The 6,995-nt window shown below is 38.3% G+C and carries 9 protein-coding genes; 8 read left to right on the plus strand and 1 reads right to left on the minus strand.

Features of this window, described 5'->3' with window-relative positions; translation table 11 throughout:
* The 8 genes from gatB to GX687_05290 all read left to right on the plus strand — a co-directional run.
* A partial coding sequence (gene gatB / locus GX687_05255) for an Asp-tRNA(Asn)/Glu-tRNA(Gln) amidotransferase subunit GatB (GenBank protein HHX96847.1) occupies positions 1-1,344 on the plus strand: 1,344 nt, incomplete at its 5' end.
* A gap of 98 nt (positions 1,345-1,442) precedes the next feature.
* Complete coding sequence (locus GX687_05260) at positions 1,443-1,625, plus strand: hypothetical protein (protein HHX96848.1); 183 nt, start codon at positions 1,443-1,445, stop codon at positions 1,623-1,625.
* 6 nt (positions 1,626-1,631) lie between these two features.
* On the plus strand, positions 1,632-1,910 hold the full coding sequence (locus GX687_05265) for a nucleotidyltransferase domain-containing protein (protein HHX96849.1): 279 nt from the start codon (positions 1,632-1,634) through the stop codon (positions 1,908-1,910).
* Positions 1,900-2,415 carry a HEPN domain-containing protein gene (locus GX687_05270; protein ID HHX96850.1) on the plus strand — a complete coding sequence of 172 codons (516 nt, stop codon included), beginning with the start codon at positions 1,900-1,902 and terminating at the stop codon, positions 2,413-2,415. Before GX687_05265 ends, GX687_05270 begins: the two co-directional genes overlap by 11 nt.
* A gap of 88 nt (positions 2,416-2,503) precedes the next feature.
* Positions 2,504-3,898, plus strand: coding sequence for a dihydrolipoyl dehydrogenase (lpdA, locus tag GX687_05275; GenBank protein ID HHX96851.1), 1,395 nt, complete (start codon positions 2,504-2,506; stop codon positions 3,896-3,898).
* A 21-nt stretch (positions 3,899-3,919) separates the two neighbouring features.
* Positions 3,920-4,657, plus strand: a complete 738-nt coding sequence (locus GX687_05280) for a hypothetical protein (GenBank protein HHX96852.1) — start codon at positions 3,920-3,922, stop codon at positions 4,655-4,657.
* A gap of 37 nt (positions 4,658-4,694) precedes the next feature.
* Positions 4,695-5,012 carry a hypothetical protein gene (locus tag GX687_05285; GenBank protein ID HHX96853.1) on the plus strand — a complete coding sequence of 106 codons (318 nt, stop codon included), beginning with the start codon at positions 4,695-4,697 and terminating at the stop codon, positions 5,010-5,012.
* A gap of 211 nt (positions 5,013-5,223) precedes the next feature.
* Positions 5,224-6,672 carry a tryptophanase gene (locus GX687_05290; GenBank protein HHX96854.1) on the plus strand — a complete coding sequence of 483 codons (1,449 nt, stop codon included), beginning with the start codon at positions 5,224-5,226 and terminating at the stop codon, positions 6,670-6,672.
* Here the strand turns inward: GX687_05290 and GX687_05295 are convergent.
* Complete coding sequence (locus GX687_05295; GenBank protein ID HHX96855.1) at positions 6,669-6,980, minus strand: branched-chain amino acid transporter AzlD; 312 nt, start codon at positions 6,978-6,980, stop codon at positions 6,669-6,671. The genes GX687_05290 and GX687_05295 overlap by 4 nt on opposite strands.
* Positions 6,981-6,995: the final 15 nt, after the last annotated feature.

Raw genomic sequence — 6,995 nt, forward strand, 5'->3', positions numbered from 1 at the left:
GAAAATACGCATGTCTGCCCGGTTTGTTTAGGTTTACCGGGTGCCTTGCCGGTTTTAAATAAACAGGTGGTTAAATTAGCTATAATGGCGGGAGCAGCTTTGAATTGTTCCCTTAATTTAATTAGTAAATTTGATCGTAAGAATTATTTTTATCCCGATTTACCTACCGCCTATCAAATTACGCAATATGATCAGCCGATTTGTAAAAATGGTTATTTGGAAATAGAGGCAGCTGGGAAGCGGAAAAAAATTGGAATTAATCGGATTCATTTAGAAGAAGATGCAGGGAAATTGCTGCACAGTGGCACTGATATAACTACTTCGGATTATTCTTTAGTCGATTATAATCGGGCAGGGGTGCCTTTAATTGAAATTGCTACTGAACCAGATCTGACTACACCTGTCGAAGCACGTTATTTTTTGGAACAATTACGAGCCATTTTAGAATATATTGGAGTTTCTGATGTAAAGATGGAGGAAGGTTCTTTGCGTTGTGATGCCAATATTTCTATGCGTCCGCGTGGTATACAGGAGTTAGGTGTTAAAACTGAAATTAAAAATATGAATTCATTTCGGGCTTTGGAACGGGCTTTGGAATATGAATGTCAGCGACAAGTAAAATTATTAACAGCTGGAGAAAATGTTTTACCACAAACTCGTACCTGGGATGAAACGACGGGGAAAACATTGGTAATGCGGGATAAGACTTCTGCTCTAGATTATCGTTATTTCCCAGAAGCAGATGTACCACCTTTGGATTTAGATCCACATTGGGTTCAGGAAATAAAAGCTACTTTACCGGAATTGCCGATGGCCCGCAAAGCACGCTGGATTAAAGAATATAGTTTGTCGGCTTATGATGCTGATGTACTTGCGGCTACTAAAGCTTTGGCTGACTTTTTTGAGCAAACCGTTAGATTACATCCTGATCCTAAAGGTGTAGCCAATTGGATAATGGTAGAGTTTTTGGGGCTTTTGAATGCCCATAATCAGGAGATTAAAGCAAGTAAGATTACACCAGCTCAATTGGCCCAATTGCTAGCTAAGCTGGATTCCGGGGAAATTAGTGGTAAAATGGCTAAAAAAGTATTTGCCGAAATGTTTGCTACGGGAAAAGCTCCCCAAGTAATAATTGCTGAAAAGGGTTTAGTACAAATTTCTGATGAAAAAGCATTAACGGAAATTATTGAACGGGTTATGGCCGCTAATCCACAATCAGTAGCTGATTACCAAAGTGGCAAAAAGAAAGCCTTCGGATTTTTGATGGGTCAAATAATGAAGGAGACTAGAGGACAGGCTAATCCCCAAATAGTTACACAGCTTTTGCAGAGAAAATTAAGTTAAAAAATTCCCCCCTCATTTAAGAGGGGGAATTTTAGTTTACTAAACATTTCCAAAATGCTATAATAATATAAGCAGAATTTTTTAATGGAGGTGAAGACATGTCCTACTTAAAAAAATCCATAGATCATAGAAAAAAGGTACTAGAAAAACAAAAAGCCTTTTTACGTGAAATGAATGAAAGATTAGACCATCGGGCAGGTTATTCGTCGGAAGGCGAACCTTTAATCAGCACTACCAAGGTTATAAATCGAAAAAAAAGGGATTTACCCGGTGGAAGGTGATTGAAAATGTTAAGTGAATTGGAGAAAATAAAAGAGGTAATTTTGCAAACTGTGGCTGCTGAAGCTATTTATTTTTATGAAGATTCAACTTTTTATGTGGTAATTACTGATAAGAGTATGCGTCCTTTAAAAGCCATGCAGCTTTTAAATAAAGCCCTTTATGATTTAAAAGAATTTCCACTTTATCTTTTGGTAAGTGAAAAAAGTGATTTTGAGAAGCGTAAGGAATTGCCTACATTAGAGCAAACGATAGTCCGGGAAGGGGTGAAGCTCTATGGAGGCTAAAAGGTTAATTGCTGCTGAATGGTTCAATTATGCTCAGCAGGATTTTACTAGTGCTCAATACTTAGCTGAAATGCCTACTTCCCCCATGGAAAATATTTGCTTTCTATGTCAACAAGCTGCGGAAAAGGCTTTAAAGGGATATTTAATTTTAAACGATGTGTCTAAACCGCCCCTGACACATGATTTAGGTTGGTTATCAAAAATGTGTGTGGAAAAGGATCCGAATTTTGAGCAAATTGAGGAATCAAGTATTAATTTAACACCATATGGCGTAAGGGCCCGTTATCCTTTTCAAATTGATATTACCCGTAAAGATATGTTTAGGGCTTTAAAGGATGCTGATAAAGTAATTGGTTTTGTTTTGGATAGGGTTAAAGGGAAAAGGCAAGGTTATCGGATTAAGCCCCAGAAGAAAACACTTGCCCGAAGTAAGTCAGATTTTTTATCTGCTGAAAGAACTACTTCAGGTGATAGAAAAATAGAAAAATATGTCCCGCAATTATAGGTGCTGTAATCAGCACCTTTTTTTGTTTAATCTTTTTAGGCAGGGAATTATAATGTAATGAAGAAGAAAAACAAGGGAGTGTTGTCAAGTGTCGGAAAAAAACGTCGAAAATTATGCTGTTGGAATAATCGGTGGTGGACCAGGTGGTTATGTTGCCGCTATTCGAGCTGCCCAGTCTGGTTTAAAAACTGTACTGTTTGAAAAAGATGAATTGGGAGGGACTTGTTTAAATAGGGGCTGTATACCTACAAAAACACTTTTGCAGAGTATTAAAGCTAAACAGGAATTAAAAAAATTGGCCCGCTGGGGAATTACCGGGGTAGATTTAAATGCGGTCAAATTGGATTGGTCTAAAATGCAGTCCAATAAAATGAGGACACAGCGTCGTTTAACCCTAGGAGTGGCTAATTTATTAAAAACTTGGGGAGTAAAAGTAGTTCGCGGTAAAGCTGTGTTGGAAGAAGATCCTCATTTAGTACAGGTAGCTGCGGAAAAATATCGTGTGGAAAATTTAATTATTGCTACTGGTTCTAAACCGCGGACACTAAAAATCCCCGGTTTAGAAACAGCCGAGGTGCTTAAAAGTGATCAGGCATTAACTTTAAAAGAGGTGCCTGCTTCATTGGTCATTTTGGGTGGTGGAGTTATCGGTATTGAGTTTGCTTTTATTTTTCGGGCTTTAGGGGTAGAAGTAACTATAATTGAAAGGGAGAAAAATTTACTGCCTCGTTTAGATACCGAATTAGTAGAGGAATTGACTCGTGATTTGTGGGGACAGGGAATTACTCTTTATACAAATACTGAGACTTTAAGGGTTGAAAAAGAGACCTTATTAATAAAAAACAAGGGGGAAATTAAAGAACTACAGGCTGAAAAAATTCTGGTAGCCGCTGGTAGAACACCCTCATATCCGGGGCTTAATGTGGAGAAATTAGGTTTGGAACTAACTAAAGGTGGTATAAAAACAGATGCTTTTTTACGTACTAATTTACCTCGGGTATATGCCCTTGGTGATGTTAATGGAAAATGGCTTCTAGCCCATAAGGCTATAGCAGAGGGGCTTTTTGTTATTGATCATCTTTTGGGTAAGTCAGAGCCAATGAATTATGCGGTTATTCCACAGTGTATTTATTCGCTACCAGAAATAGCTTCTGTAGGTTTAACAGAAAATGAAGCTCGAGAAAAATATGGTGTGCTTAAAATAGCTCATTATCCTTTTGCGGCAAATGGTAGGGCACAAATCATGGAGGAAAGAAAAGGGTTTATAAAGGTAATTGCTGATCAGACCGCCGAAAAAATATTGGGAGTTCATATTTGGGGCCCACAGGCCACGGAGTTAATTTCACAAGTAATTGTGGCTTTAAATTTAAAAGCTACACCTAATGATCTGGCTAATTATATTTATCCTCATCCTACAATTTCGGAGGCAATGGGTGAGGCTTATCAGGCTATAGAGCAAAAGGCTATCCATTTACCTAAATAATTGTTTTTGGGGTGATTTGTTTTGCGGGTAATTAAAAATTTGTTCTTATTATTTTTAATGGGATTATTAATTTACGGTGCCTATTTTTTTCTGTTTACAATTTTACAAGCAGAAGGTGATTTGCAATTTCCGCAAAAATATGATATAGTAATTAAATATGCTCAAATTTTAGATGGTAGTGGTGAAAAAGAAGTCTTTCGTGGTGATCTAGGCATTAAGGATGGAGTTTTAGTTCAGGTAGGTGTTATAGAAGTAGAGGATTGCCCGGTTTTTGATGCTGGTGGTTTAACGGTGATGCCTTGGGTACCAGAATTTGAATCTAGTGATAATATATTAGAACATCATTTTTACTCCGCTTATCCCCGTTATCCTGCCACAGCACTCTATTTTTCTCAGCCACCTTATCAGGGATTAAGTTTAGCACAATTAGCTCATCAAAAAGGTCTAAGTGTTGAACAGACCTTTCGGGATTTACAACAAGAATTATCAGCTGAGGATAAAGTTTACCTTTTGCCGGAGGTTTTACCCCCTGATCCTACTTTGGAAGAATTGGCTGCTTCTTTAACTGGGGCACTGGCCAAGGCTTTAGGTAAAGAGAAGCAAGGACAGATCAAACCTGGTTACCCGGCAGATCTCTACTTTTTTATTACACATCATTATGACAATTCAAATCTTGAGGAACTTTTCCTCCGAGGTAAACTGCCTGACTGTGCTTTGTGTTGTTTGCAAGGTGAATTGCTGTCAGCAGATGAAGTCTGAGGATATGAAAAAAAATAGATATAAAGGGGTGTTTTTCTTGAGTAGGAATTCAAATGCACGTGTTGTAAGTAAAAAATTAGAAGAGGTTAGGGAGGGTTTTTTTGCGGCTATTCAAAGAGTACATAATGTTAAAGATTCCGGAAATAGTAAGGAAATTATTGCCGCTATTGAAGCTTATGGGGTTGTTTCCGCAGAATATGATGATGCTATCAGGTCTTTGAAAAATGGACGTGCTTTAAATTATGAACTGACTATGAAGGCTAGAGCAGAGGATGGTTTTAAAAGTGAGGTTAATCTTGTGGAGCTTTTAAAAGAGGCTACTAAAAAAAGGAGATATGATGGGCCGGTGCGTTAATAAAAAACAGTCCCTTTAAGGGGACTGTTTTTTAATTATTTAGGGTGGAATTGTGGTGATGTTTAATAGGGTAAAGGTTATTGCTTTCCGTGGAATACTATTGTACAATAATTAGCGGAGAACGGTAGGATGGCAAAATTGAGGGAAAAGTATGCACTCCTGGTGGGAGTGTTTTTTTTCTACCGTAAAAATTAAATGAGGGGGAAAGTCATTGTCTAAAGTTAAATTTTTTTATGAAGCTGATTTACCGTTGGAGATGCATAAGGTGAGGATTGTTCAAAAATTAAACCTTAAACCTATTGAACGACGTCTGAAAGCAATTAGGGAGGCAGGTAATAATACCTTTCTTCTAAAGAATCGAGATGTTTTTTTAGATATGTTAACTGATAGTGGAGTTAATGCCATGAGTGATTTACAGCTGGCGGCAATGATGCGGGCTGATGATAGTTATGCTGGTTCAGAAACTTTTACTCGTTTGGAAAATAAAATAAAAGAAATTTTTGGGAAGGAATTCTTTTTGCCTACTCATCAAGGGCGGGCCTGTGAAAACATTATTGCACAAGTTTTTGTAACTCAAGGTTCGTTTGTCCCCATGAATTATCATTTTACTACTACTAAAGCCCATATAACGTTAAATGGTGGTGAAATAATTGAAATACCTATTGCGGAGGCTTGGCAGTTAACTAGTGAGCATCCTTTTAAGGGTAATATGGATGTTGGGCAATTGCAGGCCATTATTGAAGAAAAGGGAGTAGAGAAAATTGCTTTTGTCCGTATGGAAGCTGGTGCTAATTTAATTGGTGGACAGCCTTTTTCATTGGCTAATTTACGGCAGGTAAAGGAAATATGTAAATCATATGGGCTTTTGCTTGTTTTAGATGCTAGTCTTTTGGCTGATAATCTTTATTTTATAAAACAGCGGGAAGTTGAATGTCGAGACTTAAGTATCGGAGAAATAGTGAAAGAGATAGCGGGTTTGTCTGAGATAATCTATTTTTCAGCACGTAAATTAGGTTGTGCCCGTGGTGGAGTTATTTGTACTAATCATCTGGCGGCTTTTGAAAAAATGCGGGAGTTAATCCCACTTTATGAGGGTTTTTTAACTTATGGTGGTATGTCGGTGCGTGAAATGGAAGCCATTGCAGTTGGTTTGGAAGAAACTTTGGATGAAGAAATGATTAAACAGGGCCCGGAATTTATTGCTTATATGACTGGGGAATTACAAAAAAGAGGTGTACCTGTGGTTACACCTCCAGGTGGACTTGGCTGTCATATTAATGCCCGTGATTTTTTACCTCATCTGCCGCAAGAGGAGTACCCCGCCGGGGCATTGGCAGCTGCCTATTACTTAGTTAGTGGAGTACGGGGAATGGAAAGGGGTACTTTATCTGAGCAAAGGGATGCCGCAGGTAATGAGCCTTTAGCGGCAGTGGAATTACTGCGTTTGGCCTTGCCGCGGCGGGTATTTACTCTTTCACAGGTTAAATATGCTATAGATCGTTTGACTTGGTTATATGAACAGCGTAATTTGGTAGGGGGACTGGAGTTTGTGGAGGAACCCCGAATTTTACGTTTTTTCTTTGGTCGTCTTAGACCGATTTCTGCCTGGCAGGAAGAAATTGTGGCTCGTTTTAGAGAGGATTTCGGGGAAAGTCTCTAAATTAGGCGAATTAAGAACATGTAAATGGCGGTACCACCGCCAATACTTAAAAGCGTATTGTTTTTCCAAAGGTGAAGTAAGGCGGTGAGACCTACTCCACATAGTTCTGGGAAACCGTAAGGATAGCTTGTTAGAGTGATGTCTTTTAAACAATAGATAATTAGCATGCCGATAATGGCATTGGGAAGTAAGGCACCTAAATATTCAACATATTGAGGTGTCTCTTTTTTTTCAGGGAAAATTAAAAATGGTAGTAAGCGGGTTAAAAGGGTAGTGCCGGCGATAATTAACCAAAAAACAATTTTCATTTTAGTTTTCCCTCA

Source organism: Clostridia bacterium (genome assembly GCA_012841935.1).
Taxonomy (GTDB): domain Bacteria; phylum Bacillota; class Peptococcia; order DRI-13; family DTU073; genus DUTS01.